Below are 15,183 nucleotides of genomic sequence, written 5' to 3'. Positions count from 1 at the left end.
ACAGAATTCAGGGAGTCGTTGTTCAAAAGGGCGGGCATTTTAACAGGCTGGCAGGATTCTGCTCTGTCAGAACGACAGTGTGACGTACCACTCGATCTAAATTTGCCGGTTTTGATACTTTGCCGCAGGATGTGAGGGTTGTTTTGAGGCTAATGTTCACAGTTCGCGTGTTTGATAACCCCTATCATTGGTGATTCTCAGGCCGCACGTCATAATGCGCGTCGCCACGAATTTTTGCAGAGTCTAGGGAGCTAGCTTGTCTACGCCTGTCGAACCCTTGCGTTTGCTGCTGCTGGCCGATGAGCCCGCGTGGGCAGCGTTATTGCGCGAGTGCCTGGCGCCGATGGGCGATGGGGCTGTGCTGATCAGCGCACCAAACTGGGAATCCGTGAGCCGTCTGTTCGATGACGACCACAGCGCCGTACTCTTGACCACGCCCGGCCTGCAACCCGGGCCTGGCCGTTGCAGCCTGCCGTGTGTGTTGTTGCTGGAACAGGAGCCGCTGGTTTCACCGCTTGGCGTCAGCGATTGGCTGGTGCGTGATGTATTGGATGCCGATACAGTGCGCCGCTGCCTGCGCCACGTCCGCGAGCGTGGGGTGCTGGAAAACACCCTGCAACGCCTGGCTGAACAGGACCCGCTCACCGGCATTGCCAACCGCCAGGGCTTCCAGACCCTGTTGACCGCGCGCCTGGCCGAGAATGAAGGCCGTGGCCTGGCCCTCGGCCACTTGGACCTCGACAACTTCCGCCACGCCAACGATGCCCTCGGCCACCAGGCCGGCGACCGGTTGATCCTGCAAGTGGTGTCGCGGCTCAAGAGCCAGCTCGAGGTCGGCGACCAACTGGCGCGCCTGGGCAGCGATGAATTCGCCCTGCTGATCGACACCCGTCGTGCGCCCCAGCGTGCCGAGTGGATGGCCGAGCGCATCACCGAAGTCATGGCCGAGCCCTATTGGGTGGATGGCGAAAGCCTGCTGATCGGTTGTAGCCTGGGCGTGGCCCATGCCAGGGCCCGTGCCGGTGCCGACCCGCTGATGTGGCACGCTCATATCGCCATGCAGCAGGCCAAGAGCACCCAGGGCTGCACTTTTCATATCTTCAACGAACGTATCAACCGCAACGCGCGCAGCCTCGCCGACCTGGAAAGCGAGCTGCGCCGCGCCTTGCGCCGTGACGAACTGGAGCTGCATTACCAGCCGCGCCTGGACCTGGACGACGGCCATATCGTCGGCCTGGAAGCCCTGGTGCGCTGGCGCCATGGCGAGCGCGGCCTGTTGCCGCCGAGTGAGTTCGTGCCACTGGCCGAGCAAAGCGGCCTGATCGTGCCGCTGGGCTACTGGGTGATCTCCCGGGCCCTGCGCGACATGCAAGACCTGCGCGAACGTGGCCTGCCGCCGTTGCACATGGCGGTCAACCTCTCGTTCCGCCAGTTCCAGGACAGTCAGTTGCTCTCGACCCTCAGTCGGCTGATTGCCGAGCGGGGCGTGGAGGCGCAATGGCTGGAGTTCGAGCTGACCGAAACCGCCGTGATGCGCCGCAGTGACCTGGTCAAGCAGACCATGGATGCCCTCGGCCGCCTGGGTGTGCGGTTTTCCCTGGATGACTTCGGTACGGGCTTCTCATCGTTCGTGCACCTCAACAGCCTGCCGATTGCCTTGTTGAAGATCGACAAGAGCTTTGTTGGCGGTATGGAGGAGCGCGAAGAAAACCGCAAGCTGGTGCATGCCATGATCAACCTGGCGCACAACCTCAACCTGGAAGTGGTGGCCGAAGGTGTTGAAACGCCTGAGCAACTGGCGCTGCTGCGTTTGTTTGGCTGCGACCAGGCCCAGGGTTACCTGATCAGCAAGCCGCTGCCGTTGCCGGAGTTGGTGGAGTACCTGACTTTCGGCAAAAGCCAGCAAGCGCTGCTGGGCTGAGGTGGCAATCCAATCAAAAAGTGGGAGGAGGCTTGCCTCCGATTGCGGTGGGTCAGTCAAAAAACCAGTGACGGGCACGCCGCAATCGGGGGCAAGCCCCCTCCCACATTGTTAATCGTGCAGGGCCTCGGCTTGGAATGAGCCTTGAGGTTCAGGCTCCTGGCGAAGCATCCGCTTCATCTTTGCCTCAAACGCCCAGGTCAGGCTCACCGCCGCGCACGCCAGGCCCAACGCCAGGCCCCACCACACGCCGGTCGGTCCCCAGCCCAGGGTGAAGGCCATCAGCCAGGCCGACGGTGCGCCAATCAACCAATAGCAACCCGCGCCGATCAGGAAGGTGGTCTTGGCGTCCTTGAGCCCGCGAATGCAGCCCATGGCGATGGTCTGCACGCCATCGAACAGTTCGAACCAGGCGGCGACGGCCAGCAGGCTGACGGCCAGGACGATCACGTCGTGGAACGCCGGGTCGTTGTGGTCGATGAGCAGTCCGATCAGCGGGTCGGAATAGAGCCACAACACGCCAGCAAATCCCAGCATGATCGCCGCGCCAAAGCCAATGCCGACACGACCGGCCAGGCGCGCATGCAGCAACTGCCCGGCGCCGTAGTGCTGGCCGATGCGCATGGTCACCGCGTAGGACATCCCCGCCGGCACCATGAACGCCACCGAGACGATCTGCAATGCGATCTGGTGCGCGGCCAACTGCGTGCTGCCCATGGTGCCCATGCACAGTGCCGCAAACGCGAACAGCCCGACCTCCACCGCATAGGTGCCGCCGATCGGCAGGCCCAGGCGCCACAACTCGCGCAGGTACTGGGTGTTGAGGCGCAGCAGGCCGGTACTCAGTGGGTAGGCCGCATAGGTGCGGTTGCTGCGGATGTACCAAATCAGCGTCAGCGCCATGCCGTTGGCGACGATGGCTGTGACCAGGCCGATGCCCATCAGGCCAAGCTTGGGCAGGCCGAACATGCCTTCGATCAGCGCGTGGTTGAGCAGGTAGTTGATTACCGTACCGCCAAGGCTGATCACCATCACCGGCGTCGCCTTGCCGATTGCGCTGGTGAAGCCGCGCAGGGCCATGAAACTCAGGTAACCGGGCAGGGCGAAGGGCAAGATCGTCAGGAATTGCCCGGCCGAGTGCACGTTGGTCTCGGTCTGGCCAAACATCAGCAGCACAGGCTTGAGATTCCACAGCAGCAAACCGGCCGCCAGGGCCATCAGCCACGCCAGCCATAGCCCGGCCTGGGTCAGGCGGGTGGCGCCTTCGATATCGCCCGCGCCGTGACGGATGGCCACCAGAGTGCCCACGGCGGCAATCACGCCGATGCAGAAAATCGCCACGAACGAGTAGGTCGCCGCGCCCAGGCCGCCACCGGCCAGGGCTTCGGGGCTCAGGCGCGCCATCATCAGGGTGTCGGTCAGCACCATCAGCATGTGCGCCAACTGTGAGGCAATCAACGGCCCTGACAGCCGCAGAATGGCCCAGAGTTCGGTACGTGCCGGATGTTGCATGATCATCACGCTCGACAAGTCAGAGGGTTGGGGAAGGCTTGATTCTCGGCGCTCTGGGTTAATTACACAAAAGGATTAAAGCGATGGTGTACATGACTTAAACTCATGTGTATTGATCTGATAGTGTTGGTGGATCGCTATGCAGGAATTTACCGATGTCTCGTCGCCTTGCTCCGCTGTATGCCTTGCGCGCATTCGAGGCCGCCTCTCGGCACAATTCCTTCACTCGGGCAGCGGAGGAGCTCTCCATCACGCAAAGTGCGGTGAGCCGGCATATCCGCACGCTGGAAGAGCATTTCGCCTGTCGCCTGTTCCAGCGCAGCGGCCGCACCTTGCAGCTCACCGAAGCGGCGCGCCTGTTGTTGCCGGGCGTGCGTGAAGGTTTCGCCGCATTGGAGCGGGCCTGCCACACCCTGAACGCCGAAGACGACATCCTGCGCATGAAGGCACCGTCGACCCTGACCATGCGCTGGCTGCTGGCGCGGCTCAGCCGCTTCCGCGCGTTGCAGTCAGGCAATGAGGTGCAACTGACCAGCGCGTGGATGAGCGTGGACGAGGTGGATTTCAACCAGGAGCCCTTCGACTGCGCGGTGCTGCTGAGCTACGGGCACTTCCCGGCGGACTGGGAGGCCAGCTACCTGTTTCCGGAGCTGCTGATCCCGGTAGGTGCGCCGAACCTGCTGGAGGACGGGCCCTGGGATGCTGCACGCCTGGCCACCGCTGAATTGCTGCACCCCACGCCCGACCGTCGCGATTGGCGCAATTGGTTGGAGCGCATGGGGTTGTCATCCCAGGTGTCGCTCAAGGGCGGGCAGGTATTCGATACCCTCGAACTGGGCATGATCGCCGCTGCGCGGGGCTACGGTGTGTCCATGGGCGATTTGCTGATGGTGGCCGAAGACGTGGCCCAGGGTCGATTGAGCCTGCCCTGGCCAACGGCGGTGGCCAGTGGCGAAAACTACTACCTGGTATGGCCGAAAACCCGCCCCGGCGGTGAGCGTTTGCGGCGCTTGGCGGAGTTTCTGCAGGCGGAAGTCAAGGCGATGGAATTGCCTCAGGTCGAACGCCTCGAGTGAGGGGCGACAGACTGTTTGTGCAATCGTTTGCGTGATACCCCTGCGGATCGCTCAAGTATTGCCTCGGCTCGCCGAAGTAGGTGTGTTGGAACCATCGTACACCAACGTTTCCCACTGGATAATTTGCCGAGCAACGCTATGAGATCAGGATGATCCTGGCCTCGGCCAGGAGCCGTCATGTCTCAACCTCGCGCCCGGATAGCCTCCCAGTTAGGCCTGGCATTAGCCGTGATTCTGGCTGTCGTCATCAGCGGCAGCACCGTGTTTGCCTTGCGTTCCCTCGACTCCGCCAACCTCGCTACCCGCGAGGAGCACCTGGCCAGCGAGGCACGTTTGCTCGCCGACCAACTCAACACCTTCCACAGCACCTTGCGCGAAAGTACCCAGCGTTTGAGCGGGCTGTTTGAAAAGCGCTTCGGCGCTGGCTTGAGCGTGCATGCGGACCAGCTTGTGACCGTGGCCGGTGTGCAGACGCCTAGCCTGTACCTGGGCAATCAGGTGTTGAACAACAACTTCAATGAAGTGGATGAGTTCAAGCAGATGTCCGGCGGCGTGGCCACGGTATTCGTGCGCAGCGGCGAAGACTTTATCCGTATCAGCACCTCGTTGACCAAGCAGGACGGCAACCGCGCCATCGGCACGGTGCTGGATCGCCAGGGCCCGGCTTACCAGCGGGTGCTCGGCGGGCAGACCTATATCGGCCGCGCGGTGCTGTTCGACCGCTCCTACATGACCCAGTACAGCCCGGTGCGCGACAGCAGTGGGCAGGTGATCGCGGTGTTGTTCATCGGGTTCGACTACACCGATGCGCAGAATGCCCAGTTCGAGAACCTCAAGCGTTTCCGCATCGGCCAGACCGGCTCCCTCGCCTTGCTGGATGAACAGAAGCGCTGGCTGGTGCCGCCGGTGGGCGTGCAGGCGCTGGATCAAGCCATTCCCGTGATGCTGGACCTGGCCAAGACGCCGGGTACAGGGCGTTTCTGGGCAGACAAGAACGAAGACTTCTACAGCGTGTCGGTGCCTTTCGAAGGCGGGCCGTGGGCCGTGGTCGCGAGCATGCCCAAGGCCGAAATCCGCTCGGTGACGTGGGACGTCGGTATCCGCCTGGTGATCGGCAGCGTGCTGGCCATGCTGCTGGCGGTCGGTGCAACGGTGTGGCTGCTGCGCAGCAAGCTGGCGCCGTTGGGCGACCTGGTGCGCCAGGCCGAAGCCTTGGGCGCGGGCGACTTGAGCGCACGCTTGAACGTGTCCAGCCATGACGAAATCGGCCAATTGGCGCGCAGTTTCAACCAGATGGGTGAAGCGCTGTCGACCATGGTCTCGCATATCCGCAAGGCGGCCGAAGAGGTCAACAGCCGTGCCCAGGCGCTGTCCGGTTTGTCCGGTGGCGCCTATGAAGGCATGGAGCAGCAGTCCGGCGAGATCACCAGCATGGCCGGGGCGGTGGAAGAGTTCAGCGCCACCTCGCTGAACATTGCCGACAACATGGGCAGCACCGAACGCCTTGCCCAGGAAAACGCCCAACAGACCCGCATCGGGCGCAACTCGATGCAAGAGGCGTCGTCATCCCTGGAACACATCGCCACCGCGCTCAACAGCACGGCCACGGTGATCAACACCCTGGGCCAACGCTCCCAAGAGATCGGCGGAATCGTCGGCGTGATCACCTCGATTGCCGAACAGACCAACCTGCTGGCGCTCAACGCCGCCATCGAGGCCGCCCGCGCCGGTGAACAAGGCCGTGGGTTTGCCGTGGTCGCCGATGAGGTGCGCAACCTGGCGTCGCGTACCCGGGAGGCCACTGACGAAATCTCCGGAATGATCCAGAGCATCCAGCAGGAAACCGGCAACGCCATCAGCACCATGGAGCGCGGCAATGTGTTGATGCAGGAAGGCCTGTCGCGTAACGCCGACGTGGCGTCGGCCCTGGCGCGTATTGACGAGCAAAGCCGCTCGGCCGGTCAGCAGTTTGCTGCGATTACCACCGCCACCCAGGAACAGAGCAGCACCGCGACCTTGCTCAGCAGTAACCTGCAGAGCATTGCGCTGGCCAACAGCGAGCAGCGGGAAGTGGTGTCGAACCTGGCGATCACCGCCAAGGAACTCGAAACCCTGGCGGCGGGCTTGCGGCATGAGGTGGACCGGTTTCGTTGAGGCCTAGCGATCGCCCAGGCCAGGGTCAACGCGCTTGCCGATGTCCTTCAGGCGCGCCAGTTGGTCGACCATGCCGGGGGCTTCGTCCATGCTGGTGACGAAGGTCCACAGGTAGGTCATGACCGCGTAGATATGGCCAGCCTTGACCGCGGGTGACAGCGCCAATTGGCTGATGGCGACCACAAACAGCAAGGCGGCCAGCGTACCCAGAAACAGGTACGCAGCCGCCTCACGATCCGACAGCCAGATGCGCAGGCGTGAAAGCACTTGGTAGTGGCGCCGCAGGGTCGGTGCGCCGACCTTTTCCACCAGGCCGATTTCTTTTTCCAGCCGGTTGTTCAGCCGTTCATGCAGCTCCTGGTTGCGCCGGGCAAAGCGTGGCAACAACGTGATGCACAGCACCAGTGCGCCCAGGCACGCCAGGCCTACCCAGGGCTCGATCACGATCAACATCACCGCCGCGCCGATAATCGACACCAGCGCCGTGGCAATGATCGGTACATGCTTTTCAAAGAAGTCGACGAACTCCCGGGCGAGCACCACCCGTGCCGCCGATTTCGACGTGCTGTGGTTCTGCAGGCGTTGATTGAGGATCACCGGCACCGCCAGATCGGCGTAGATCCGTGTGAAGGTCCGCGTATCCAACGCCCGCCGCGCCGCGCCGACCACCCAGAATGCCAGGACCACGGCGGCGTAGAACAGCGCGTTGCTGGCGTCGCCACGGATGATCGCGTCCACCGCAAACCCGGCAAACAACGGGTAGGCCAGCAGCAGCGCGTTCTCCAGCGCGACCAGCGACAGCGTGGCAAACAGCTTGCCCGGATAGGCTTTGGCAATGGCCTTGAGCGTCTGGCCGGCGGATTGCTGGCCGATTTTCCGGCTTTCTTCGATCAGGATTTGAGGTGTGGCGGATGACATGGGGTGCACCAAAGGAGTGATAGACGCTATTATTGAGCGACTGCTCAAGTATCCTTGAGCGATCGCTCAAAAAGCAAGCGCCGCTTATCTGCCGGTGCCTGGAAGGAATTGCCCATGTCGCGTATCGACCGTAAAGACCAGATCATCGCCGCCGCCCTTGAGCTGTTTCGCAGCAAGGGTTTTGCCGATGTGTCCACCCGCGACCTGGCCGAACATGCCGGCCTGTCCCGCAGCCATGTCTATCACTACTTCAGCGACTGGAAGGAACTGCGCCGCGAAGCCTTCGTGCGGTTTGCCAACGAACAGTTGGACGAAGTGCGCGCGCCCCTGGCAGAAGCAGCGCCCCTGGACGCCTTTGTGGGTTTTTTGCGTGACTGCCTGCCAAGCACCGCTGATGCAGGGTGGGCACTGTGGCTGGATGCTTGGGACGAAGCGATGCAGGACCCGGAAATGGCCCAGGCTTACCTGGCGATCAACGCCCAATGGCAAGGCATGCTCGCCGAGGTGATCGAGCGGGGTGTGGCTGCCAATGTCCTGCGTTGTGACTCGCCACAACGCGCTGCCCGCCAGATCTTTGCCGTGGCGATGGGCTATGCCGACGACCTGATGCTCAAACCCTCCATGGAGTCGGCGGAAGCGGCCTTGGATGAAGTGATGGAAGTGGCGCGCCTGCTGTTGGACTTCCCAGAGGCACCCTAGCCGACGGCCGCGGGCCGATACTGCAACGCTTCCGCCAAGTGCGGTCGAGTAATGCTCTCGGCGTGCTCAAGGTCGGCCAGGGTACGCGCCACTTTGAGCAGGCGATGGGCAGCGCGCAGGGATAGTGTCAGCCGTTCACAGGCGGTTTCCAGCCAGCCTTCATCGGTCTTCGTCAGCTTGCAGTGCTTGCGCAGCCCCGGCAGATCAAGGAACGCATTTGCACAGCCCTGGCGTTGCTGTTGGCGATCGCGGGCCTGGGCGACCCGTGCCGATGCCTCGGCGGTGTTATCGCCCGCCTGCTGGGTTGGGTTCAATGCGGTGGTTTCTCGCGCCACAGTGAGGTGCAAATCAATACGGTCCAACAAGGGGCCGGAGAGCTTGTTGCGATAGCGCTGAATCTGCTCCGGCGTGCAGCGACAACGCCCGCTGGGTTCGCCCATGTACCCGCAAGGGCAGGGGTTCATGGCGGCTACCAGTTGGAAGCGGGCCGGGAAGCTGACGCGATCGCGGGCGCGGGAGATGACGATGTGACCCGATTCCAGAGGCTCGCGCAGCACCTCCAGCACCTTGCGGTCGAACTCAGGCAACTCATCGAGGAACAGCACGCCGTGATGGGCCAGGGTAATTTCCCCCGGCTGCGGTTTCGACCCGCCGCCCACCAATGCCGGACCTGAGGCAGAGTGGTGCGGCTGGCGAAACGGTCGGTGTGGCCAGTGACTCAGCGGCGCAAGGCTGACGACCGACTGGATCGCCGCCACTTCCAGGGCTTCCTGCTCGCTCAACGGCGGCAACAAACCCGGCAGGCGACTGGCGAGCAAGGTCTTGCCGGTGCCGGGCGGGCCGCTGAACAGCAGGTTATGCGCGCCCGCCGCTGCAATCAGCAATGCGCGCTTGGCGGCGAGCTGGCCCTGTACTTCGCTCAGGTCCGGGTATGGCTTGTTCAGGTACAGCAAGCCGTCGGATTTGTAGGGTTCTATAGGCTGATGCCCATTCAGGTGCGCCACCACCTGCAGCAAATGATCCACCGCGATCACCTTCAACCCCGAGGCCAGGCACGCTTCCTCGGCATTCGCCCGAGGCACTATCACGGTGCGCCCGGCCTTGCGTGCCGCCAATGCCGCAGGCAACACGCCTTTCACTGCGCGCACCTCGCCGGACAGCGCCAATTCTCCCAGACATTCCACGTCGTCGAGCAGCAAGGCTGGCACCTGCACGCTGGCCGCCAGGATGCCCAACGCAATCGCCAAGTCAAAGCGCCCGCCGTCCTTGGGCAGGTCGGCGGGCGCCAGGTTGAGGGTGATGCGTCGGGCGGGGTATTGCAGGGCGGAGTTGAGAATGGCGCTACGCACCCGGTCCTTGCTTTCCTTGACGGCTGTTTCCGGCAAGCCGACGAGTGTCAGGGACGGCAAACCATTGGCCATGTGCACTTCGACGGTGACGGCAGGCGCTTCGACGCCGATCTGGGCGCGGCTGTGGACGATGGCGAGGGACATGCTCGTTCCTTGAAAAGAGGGCCGCTTCCTGCGGGTTTTTCAAGGGTAGACGAGGTGGGGAAATGCGAGGCGAGGGAGGTTTTACAGAACGTATCCAGAGTCGTTCGCAGCGCTTTATGTGGGAGCAGGCAAGCCAGCTCCCACACTGACCGCGTTTATTCAGCAGAGGGCGGCGTCAACCTAGCTTCCAACTCCGCTACCTTCGCCTCCAGGCTCTCCAACCGCGCCCGCGTGCGGGCCAGCACCACCATCTGGCTATCAAACTCTTCCCGGCTCACCAGGTCGAGCTTGCTGAAGCCGCTTTGCAGCAGCGCCTTGAACTGGCTTTCGATTTCATTGCGGGGCAGCGGGGTGTCGCCGCTGAACAGGCGAGAGGCGTGGCCGCTCAGGGCGTCGAGGAGGTCTTTGGGCGCGAGCATGGGAAATATTCCGGAAAACTGTTGGCCGGCAGTGTATCACGCAGCGTCTATAGTCTTTTCCGTGGCGGCGAGCGCACGCTTTTCGCGCAGCGGGCCGGGCGGTGGCGCACTGTTTTTGTGCGCATTGACGCCATCAAAAAGCCCCGCAGTTGGGAGAAAGTGGGCAAAGGACTGATTTCAGTGATTTTTACGGAGCTGGCAAGGTTTCTGCTTAGACGATCATGACCCATGCACTGATGCAGTCGCTGTGACGAATGCAGTGCGCCGACGGATCAGGGGTACAGGTTTCGTCACCAGTGGTTCGCTGGCGTCGCAACGGCAAATGCCGAGGCGACGACGCGTTACAAAGCCAGGCACTGCGCTTAGACTTGAGACGGGTTTGTTTTCCTGGGGCAAGTCCACCAATTCGGGAGAGAGTTTTCATGAAGCTAGTCACTGCCATCATCAAGCCGTTCAAGTTGGACGATGTACGCGAGTCGTTGTCCGAGATCGGCGTGCAGGGCATTACCGTTACTGAGGTCAAAGGCTTCGGTCGGCAGAAGGGTCACACCGAGCTGTATCGCGGCGCGGAATACGTAGTCGATTTCCTGCCGAAGGTGAAGATTGATGTCGCCATTGACGACAAGGATCTTGACCGGGTTATCGAGGCGATAACCAAGGCTGCCAACACCGGCAAGATTGGTGACGGCAAGATCTTCGTGGTCAATCTGGAACAGGCTATTCGCATCCGTACCGGCGAAACCGATACCGACGCAATCTAAGCCGCCAAACCCCAACGCCCCAGGAGAAAACAATATGACTCTGCGTAAATTCGCAGGGCTCGGAGCCCTGTTGTCCATCGTAATGCCAAGCCTGGCCATGGCGGCAGACGAAGTGGCGGCTCCAGTCCTCAATTCCGGCGACACGGCGTGGATGCTCACATCCACCGCGCTGGTGCTGTTCATGACCATTCCAGGCCTGGCGCTGTTCTACGGCGGCATGGTGCGCTCCAAAAACATTCTTTCCGTGATGATGCAGTGCTTCGCCATCACCGGCCTGATCACCATCCTGTGGTTCGTGTACGGCTACAGCATGGCGTTCGACACCACCGGGATGGAAGCGGGCGTCGTCAACTTCAACTCGTTCGTGGGCGGTTTGTCCAAGTTGTTCCTCGCGGGTGTGACCCCGGCGAGCATCACCGGCCCTGCGGCGCTGTTCCCTGAGGCGGTGTTCGTCACCTTCCAGATGACCTTCGCCATCATCACCCCGGCGCTGATCGTCGGTGCGTTCGCCGAGCGTATGAAGTTCTCCGCGATGCTGATCTTCATGGGCGTCTGGTTCACCCTGGTGTATGCGCCGATTGCCCACATGGTGTGGGGCGGTCCGGGTTCGTTGCTGGGTGACTGGGGAGTGCTCGACTTCGCTGGCGGCACCGTGGTGCACATCAACGCCGGTGTGGCTGGCCTGGTGGCGTGCATCGTGCTCGGCAAGCGTAAAGGCTTCCCGACCACCCCGATGGCACCGCACAATCTCGGTTACACCCTGATCGGCGCGGCGATGCTGTGGATCGGCTGGTTCGGCTTCAACGCCGGCTCTGCCGCTGCGGCCAACGGCACTGCCGGCATGGCGATGCTGGTCACCCAGATCGCTACCGCTGCTGCGGCGCTGGGCTGGATGTTCGCCGAGTGGATCACTCACGGTAAGCCAAGCGCACTGGGCATCGCCTCGGGTGTGGTGGCGGGCCTGGTGGCAATCACTCCGGCTGCTGGCACCGTAGGCCCAATGGGCGCCCTGGTGATCGGCCTGGTCGCCGGTGTGATCTGCTTCTTCTGCGCCACCAGCCTCAAGCGCAAGCTGGGCTACGACGACTCCCTGGACGCATTCGGTGTGCACGGTATCGGCGGTATCGTCGGTGCGATCCTCACCGGTGTGTTCGCAGCCCCAGCACTGGGCGGCTTCGGCACAGTGACTGACGTGGCTGCACAGGTCTGGATCCAGGCCAAAGGCGTCGGCTTCACGGTGATCTACACCGCTATCGTGACGTTCATCATCCTCAAGGTGCTGGACATGGTCATGGGCCTGCGGGTGACCGAAGAGGAAGAGGCGGTCGGCCTCGACCTGGCGCAACACAACGAACGCGGCTACAACTTGTAAATACGCGAAAAAAAGATGCCCGGCTTGCCGGGCATTTTTTTGCCTGGTGTTTGTCAGTCGTAACACGCTGTAGCGGTTTTTAAGCGATGTTTGTGATGGGATGCACACGGCACTTTTCCGCATGCCAATGTCTTACAGGCATGTAGGCGTATTCGGCACTTTGTTTTTTCCCTGAGCGCGCTAGAATGCGCGCCGATGGGCGGAGAACTGTATGTGGCAACAGACCCTGATTACCCTGCGGGCCAAGCCCCGGGGCTTTCACCTGGTAACCGATGAGTTGCTGGCCGGCTTGCCTGAATTGAAGGCCTGTCGTGTGGGCTTGTTGCATCTGTGGCTGCAGCACACCTCGGCCTCGTTGACCGTCAACGAGAATGCCGACCCGGCGGTACGCCGTGACTTCGAACGTTATTTCAATTCGCTGGTGCCGCAAGGCCGTGCAGGGTTCGAACACAACGACGAAGGTCCGGACGACCTGCCGGCGCACTTCAAGGCCAGTCTCCTGGGCTGCCAGCTGAGTTTGCCGGTGAAGGCCGGCCGCTTGGCGATGGGGACCTGGCAAGGTGTTTATCTGGGCGAGCACCGTGATCATGGCGGTGCTCGTAAAATCCTCGCCACCTTGCACGGTGATGGGGCATAAGCCACTGGTTAACCAGTGGATGTTGATTTTTTTCCGGCAGCCGTCGACAGAGGGTGAAGCTGGGCTATAACTAATCTGCTTTTCGCAAGTCATGAGGTAGAACATGAGCGACGATGATCTGGAAAACGACGAACTCGAAGTAGGTGACGAAGACGACACCGAAGAAGGCCTCGAAGCGGCGGCGGAAGACGTTGCCGACGACGACGGTGGCGATGATGCACCTGTCCCGGCCGCCAAAGGCAAAGCCAAGGCAGCTGTGTCGGTAGACGAATTGCCAAGCGTTGAAGCCAAGAACAAAGAGCGTGATGCCCTGGCCCGTGCGATGGAAGAATTCCTCGCTAAAGGCGGCAAAGTGCAGGAAGTCGAGGCCAACGTGGTGGCAGACCCACCGAAGAAGCCGGATAACAAGTACGGCAGCCGACCTATTTGAGGTCCGTCACCTGCTTGTAAGAAAAAGCCCGCCGTCGCTGTGGGCTTTTTCATGCCTTGAGTAAAGGCCTGGAGGTCACCGGCGATAAAAAATGTGGGAGGGGGCTTGCCCCCGATAGCGGCGTATCAGCCAACGAATATATTGGCTGACCCACTGTAATCGGGGGCAAGCCCCCTCCCACATTTTGACCTGCGGTATTACTTCCAGCTGCGCAGCAGTTCCGGCAACTCTGTCAGGCTACGAATCTGCGCATCCGGTCGCTTGTCTCCCTCCCATACCTTACCCGTCGGGTTAAACCACACCGCCCGTAACCCCGCCTGCTGCGCCCCGGCAATATCATCCCCCGGGTGATCGCCAACATGCACCGCCGCACCAGCGTCTACGCCACCACGCTGCAACGCCTCCTGAAACAACCGCGCATCCGGCTTGGCGATGCCGATATCTTCGGCGCGCAGCGCAAAATGGAAGTAGTTCGCCAGGCCAACGCGCTGCACATCCGCATTACCATTGGTGATCACACCCAGCAGGAAGTGCTGGCGCAGTGCCTGGAGCATAGGCTCGGCTTCGGGGAACGGGGTGAGCTGGTGGCGCGCATGAATGAATGCTTCGAAGCACTCATCCGCCATTTCCGTGGCCTCAGGCTGTGGATAACCAGCCTCTTCAAACGCATGCTTCAACACCCGGTGGCGCAGGATGCTGATGCGGTGTTTCAGCTCGGGATGGCGCTCCAACACCTGCTGGCGAAGACTGGCGAAGTGCTCCAGCGGCAAATCGCCGACTTTGGCGGCGTTAAGCGCCAACCATTCGCGCATCGACGCTTCGGCGCTGATGATGACGGGTACGTTGTCCCAGAGCGTATCGTCCAGGTCGAAGGTGATCAGCTTGATACTCATGAGTCGCCGTCCTTGATGCGTTTGGCCCGTGGGTGGGCGCTGTCGTACACCGTTGCCAGGTGTTGGAAATCCAGATGGGTATAGATCTGTGTGGTCTTGATGTCCGAGTGGCCAAGCAGCTCTTGAACCGCGCGCAGGTCCTGGGACGATTCCAGCAGATGGCTGGCGAAAGAGTGTCGCAGCATATGTGGGTGCAGGTTCTGCCCCAGCTCTCGCTCCCCGGCGGCCTTCACCCGCACCTGGATCGCCCTTGGTCCAAGACGCCGGCCTTGCTGGCTGACGAACACCGCATCGTCCGCCGGGTTGGTCAACAGGCGCAGCGGCAACCACAGCTGCAACGCCTCCCGTGCCTTGCGGCCTACCGGCAGGACGCGGGTCTTGCTGCCCTTGCCGAGCACTTGCACCAGGCCGTCTGCCAGGTCCAGTTGATCCAGGTTCAGGCCGGTCAGCTCAGAAAGGCGCAGGCCCGAGGAATAGAACAGTTCCAAAATCGCCTGGTCGCGGTGGGCCAGGAAGTCATCCTCGACCGCACCATCGAGCAGTTGCAGGGCACGGTCAGTGTCCAGGGTCTTGGGCAGGCGCCGCTCGCCCTTGGGCGGCGACAGGCCGTTGGCCGGGTCGTGGTCGCACAGGCCCTCGCGATTCAGGTAGTGATAGAGCCCGCGCACCGCCGAGAGCAGGCGTGACAGGCTGCGCGAGGATTGGCCGGCCTGGTGCAGGCGCGCGATCAGGCTGCGCAGGCCCTGGATATCCAGGGCCTTCCAGCTGTCGATCCGTTGTTTCTCGCAGTACGCCAGGACCTTGTTCAAGTCCCGCCGATAGGCTTCCAGGGTATGGGGCGACACCTGGCGCTCGTTGCGCAGGTGAGCGCAGTAAGCGTCCAGTTGCCGTTCCATGG

14 protein-coding genes are annotated in these 15,183 nt (G+C 62.1%); 8 read left to right on the top strand and 6 right to left on the bottom strand.

Annotation, left to right across the window (positions count from 1 at the left end):
• Positions 1-256: 256 nt before the first annotated feature.
• Positions 257-1,921: a bifunctional diguanylate cyclase/phosphodiesterase gene (locus M2497_RS30640; protein WP_058424227.1), complete on the top strand. Its 1,665-nt coding sequence runs from the start codon at positions 257-259 to the stop codon at positions 1,919-1,921.
• A gap of 111 nt (positions 1,922-2,032) precedes the next feature.
• Here the strand turns inward: M2497_RS30640 and M2497_RS30635 are convergent, their stop codons facing one another.
• Complete coding sequence (locus M2497_RS30635; RefSeq protein WP_248485331.1) at positions 2,033-3,439, bottom strand: NorM family multidrug efflux MATE transporter; 1,407 nt, start codon at positions 3,437-3,439, stop codon at positions 2,033-2,035.
• A gap of 149 nt (positions 3,440-3,588) precedes the next feature.
• On the opposite strand from M2497_RS30635, the gene M2497_RS30630 reads away from it, so the two are divergent.
• Positions 3,589-4,509, top strand: a complete 921-nt coding sequence (locus tag M2497_RS30630) for a LysR substrate-binding domain-containing protein (RefSeq protein WP_248485330.1) — start codon at positions 3,589-3,591, stop codon at positions 4,507-4,509.
• Positions 4,510-4,686: 177 nt separating this feature from the next.
• Positions 4,687-6,663: a methyl-accepting chemotaxis protein gene (locus M2497_RS30625; protein ID WP_248485329.1), complete on the top strand. Its 1,977-nt coding sequence runs from the start codon at positions 4,687-4,689 to the stop codon at positions 6,661-6,663.
• A 3-nt stretch (positions 6,664-6,666) separates the two neighbouring features.
• On the opposite strand, the gene M2497_RS30620 is transcribed toward M2497_RS30625, so the two are convergent.
• Positions 6,667-7,581 carry an ABC transporter six-transmembrane domain-containing protein gene (locus tag M2497_RS30620; protein WP_248485328.1) on the bottom strand — a complete coding sequence of 305 codons (915 nt, stop codon included), beginning with the start codon at positions 7,579-7,581 and terminating at the stop codon, positions 6,667-6,669.
• 114 nt (positions 7,582-7,695) lie between these two features.
• Between M2497_RS30620 and M2497_RS30615 the strand changes: the two genes are divergently transcribed.
• Positions 7,696-8,280, top strand: coding sequence for a TetR family transcriptional regulator (locus M2497_RS30615; RefSeq protein ID WP_248485327.1), 585 nt, complete (start codon positions 7,696-7,698; stop codon positions 8,278-8,280).
• Here the strand turns inward: M2497_RS30615 and M2497_RS30610 are convergent.
• Both M2497_RS30610 and M2497_RS30605 read right to left on the bottom strand, forming a co-directional pair.
• Entirely contained in the window at positions 8,277-9,773 is a 1,497-nt protein-coding gene (locus M2497_RS30610; RefSeq protein WP_248485325.1) for a YifB family Mg chelatase-like AAA ATPase, read from the bottom strand. The two genes, M2497_RS30615 and M2497_RS30610, sit on opposite strands and share 4 nt — an antisense overlap.
• Before the next feature lie 155 nt (positions 9,774-9,928).
• Positions 9,929-10,192 (bottom strand): accessory factor UbiK family protein, encoded by a 264-nt coding sequence (locus tag M2497_RS30605; RefSeq protein WP_071488052.1) that lies wholly within the window; start codon positions 10,190-10,192, stop codon positions 9,929-9,931.
• A 422-nt stretch (positions 10,193-10,614) separates the two neighbouring features.
• Here M2497_RS30605 and glnK point away from each other — a divergent pair, with 422 nt between their 5' ends.
• The 4 genes from glnK (at position 10,615) to sutA (ending at position 13,392) form a co-directional block, all read left to right on the top strand.
• Positions 10,615-10,953 carry a P-II family nitrogen regulator gene (gene glnK / locus M2497_RS30600; RefSeq protein WP_002555808.1) on the top strand — a complete coding sequence of 113 codons (339 nt, stop codon included), beginning with the start codon at positions 10,615-10,617 and terminating at the stop codon, positions 10,951-10,953.
• Positions 10,954-10,987: 34 nt separating this feature from the next.
• Positions 10,988-12,325, top strand: a complete 1,338-nt coding sequence (locus M2497_RS30595) for an ammonium transporter (RefSeq protein WP_248485318.1) — start codon at positions 10,988-10,990, stop codon at positions 12,323-12,325.
• Positions 12,326-12,536: 211 nt separating this feature from the next.
• Positions 12,537-12,962 (top strand): secondary thiamine-phosphate synthase enzyme YjbQ, encoded by a 426-nt coding sequence (locus M2497_RS30590; RefSeq protein WP_248485316.1) that lies wholly within the window; start codon positions 12,537-12,539, stop codon positions 12,960-12,962.
• 103 nt (positions 12,963-13,065) lie between these two features.
• Entirely contained in the window at positions 13,066-13,392 is a 327-nt protein-coding gene (gene sutA, locus M2497_RS30585) for a transcriptional regulator SutA (protein ID WP_015886504.1), read from the top strand.
• Between the two features lie 197 nt (positions 13,393-13,589).
• Here the strand turns inward: sutA and M2497_RS30580 are convergent, their stop codons facing one another.
• Both M2497_RS30580 and xerC read right to left on the bottom strand, forming a co-directional pair.
• On the bottom strand, positions 13,590-14,285 hold the full coding sequence (locus tag M2497_RS30580) for an HAD family hydrolase (protein ID WP_248485314.1): 696 nt from the start codon (positions 14,283-14,285) through the stop codon (positions 13,590-13,592).
• Positions 14,282-15,181, bottom strand: a complete 900-nt coding sequence (gene xerC / locus M2497_RS30575) for a tyrosine recombinase XerC (protein ID WP_058424219.1) — start codon at positions 15,179-15,181, stop codon at positions 14,282-14,284. The genes M2497_RS30580 and xerC overlap by 4 nt, the downstream gene beginning before the upstream one ends.
• Positions 15,182-15,183: the final 2 nt, after the last annotated feature.

Source organism: Pseudomonas sp. CYM-20-01 (assembly GCF_023169845.1).
Taxonomy (GTDB): domain Bacteria; phylum Pseudomonadota; class Gammaproteobacteria; order Pseudomonadales; family Pseudomonadaceae; genus Aquipseudomonas; species Aquipseudomonas azotoformans.
Note: the sequence above shows the minus strand (reverse complement) of the source record. Positions and strands in the feature narration are given on the sequence as shown.

Bases quoted from the DNA above. Each gene is read 5' to 3' on its own strand.
- sutA (WP_015886504.1), top strand. From the start codon at position 13,066: ATGAGCGACGATGATCTGGAAAACGACGAACTCGAAGTAGGTGACGAA.
- xerC (WP_058424219.1), bottom strand. From the start codon at position 15,181: ATGGAACGGCAACTGGACGCTTACTGCGCTCACCTGCGCAACGAGCGC.
- M2497_RS30590 (WP_248485316.1), top strand. From the start codon at position 12,537: ATGTGGCAACAGACCCTGATTACCCTGCGGGCCAAGCCCCGGGGCTTT.
- M2497_RS30595 (WP_248485318.1), top strand. From the start codon at position 10,988: ATGACTCTGCGTAAATTCGCAGGGCTCGGAGCCCTGTTGTCCATCGTA.
- M2497_RS30580 (WP_248485314.1), bottom strand. From the start codon at position 14,285: ATGAGTATCAAGCTGATCACCTTCGACCTGGACGATACGCTCTGGGAC.
- glnK (WP_002555808.1), top strand. From the start codon at position 10,615: ATGAAGCTAGTCACTGCCATCATCAAGCCGTTCAAGTTGGACGATGTA.
- M2497_RS30615 (WP_248485327.1), top strand. From the start codon at position 7,696: ATGTCGCGTATCGACCGTAAAGACCAGATCATCGCCGCCGCCCTTGAG.
- M2497_RS30630 (WP_248485330.1), top strand. From the start codon at position 3,589: ATGTCTCGTCGCCTTGCTCCGCTGTATGCCTTGCGCGCATTCGAGGCC.
- M2497_RS30620 (WP_248485328.1), bottom strand. From the start codon at position 7,581: ATGTCATCCGCCACACCTCAAATCCTGATCGAAGAAAGCCGGAAAATC.
- M2497_RS30625 (WP_248485329.1), top strand. From the start codon at position 4,687: ATGTCTCAACCTCGCGCCCGGATAGCCTCCCAGTTAGGCCTGGCATTA.
- M2497_RS30610 (WP_248485325.1), bottom strand. From the start codon at position 9,773: ATGTCCCTCGCCATCGTCCACAGCCGCGCCCAGATCGGCGTCGAAGCG.
- M2497_RS30605 (WP_071488052.1), bottom strand. From the start codon at position 10,192: ATGCTCGCGCCCAAAGACCTCCTCGACGCCCTGAGCGGCCACGCCTCT.
- M2497_RS30635 (WP_248485331.1), bottom strand. From the start codon at position 3,439: ATGATCATGCAACATCCGGCACGTACCGAACTCTGGGCCATTCTGCGG.